The following is a 1468-nucleotide window of genomic DNA, read 5'->3' as shown; positions in this document are numbered from 1 at the left end:
TGTCCGTCGTCATATAAAATGGGACTTCAGAGCGGCTTGAGCATTGGAGGCTCTGGTTCGGTTGTGTGATTGATTATGCGGCTTGTTTTTGATGTTGCAAACGGCGTTGTTGGATTGTCTGCTTCTTGATCTTTTCCCTTTCTCTCAGAATGGCTTTGTCGCGGCCGAAGTAGACGTCGGCGGGTGTGACGTTGTTCAAGCTCTCATGGTATCGCTGGTTGTTGTAATATTCGACGAAGGCCCCGATCTGGCGCTCAAGATCACCGGGCAGGTAGTAATTCTCCAGCAGCACTCGGTTCTTCATGGTCTGATGCCAGCGTTCGATCTTGCCTTGGGTCTGCGGATGGAATGGCGCGCCGCGGACATGGGTCATGCTTCGCCCTTCCAGCCATTTGGCCAAATCGCCAGAGATGTAGCAGGACCCATTATCGCTCAGAAGACGCGGCTTGTGGCGCACGATGGCCTTATCGCAACCCGATGCCGCCAGCGCCAGTTCGATCGTGTCTGTCACATCTTCGGCCCGCATGTTTGTGCAGAGCTTCCAGGCGATGATGTAGCGGCTGTAGTCGTCGAGGATGGTGGACAGGTAATACCAGCCCCAACCAATGATCTTGAAGTAGATGAAGTCGGTCTGCCACATCTGGTTGATGGCGGTCGTTTTGTCTTTGAACTGATCTGCCGCCTTGATCACCACATAGTCTGGTGCTGTGATCAGATCCGCTGCTTTCAGAATGCGGTAAGCTGATGATTCAGAGACAAAATACCGTCTCTCATCAGTATACTTGACCGCCAGCTCCCGCGTGGTCAGCGCCTCATGTTCCAGCGCGAACTCGATGAGGTCGTCACGGCGGGCATCAGGGATGCGGTTCCAGACCGACTTTGGACGCGGCGAACGATCTGCCAGAGCATCAAAGCCACCTTCGACATATCGGTCATACCACCGGTAAAATGCCGTGCGCGGGATGCCCAGCATATCAAGGCTCATTTTTGTGGGCAGGTGTGATCCCTCAACTGTGCGAATAATCTCGAGCTTCTCGGTTCCTGAATACCTCATTCCTCGAATTCCCCAGCCCCTGTCATGCTTTTTTTGAGCAGACGGTTCTCAAGCGTTAGGTCAGCCACGCATTCTTTCAGAGCCATGGCCTCGGATCGCAGATCCTTCACCTCAGGCGATGTCGCCTGACGCGCTGTGTCGCCGGAAAGACGAAGCTTTCCAGCCTCGAGGAATTCCTTCGACCAAGTGTAATACGGGCTGTCAGAGATACCCTCGCGGCGTCATAATGCCGAGATGCTTTCCTGCAATCCGGCCAAAACAATGCGGATCTTCTCCTCCGCCGAGTAGGTCTGGCGGGTCTTGCGGCGGATGTTTTTGACCAGCTTGTTAGCTGCGTCTTTCGATGTTCCGGGCCTCTTGTTCATCTTCGCTCCTTAAAGGCTACGATGAACCAGAAACCCTCCGTTGTTCAAA

At 54.0% G+C, this 1468-nt stretch carries 1 pseudogene; it reads right to left on the bottom strand.

The annotated features are described in order from the left end of the window. Positions 1-73 precede the first annotated feature (73 nt). Positions 74-1419, bottom strand: a pseudogene (locus tag KO516_RS05360) (IS3 family transposase). Positions 1420-1468: the final 49 nt, after the last annotated feature.

Source organism: Citreicella sp. C3M06 (assembly GCF_018860705.1).
Classification (GTDB): domain Bacteria; phylum Pseudomonadota; class Alphaproteobacteria; order Rhodobacterales; family Rhodobacteraceae; genus Salipiger.
The sequence above is the reverse complement of the archived record's forward strand: the minus strand, read 5'-3'. Positions and strand labels throughout refer to the sequence as shown.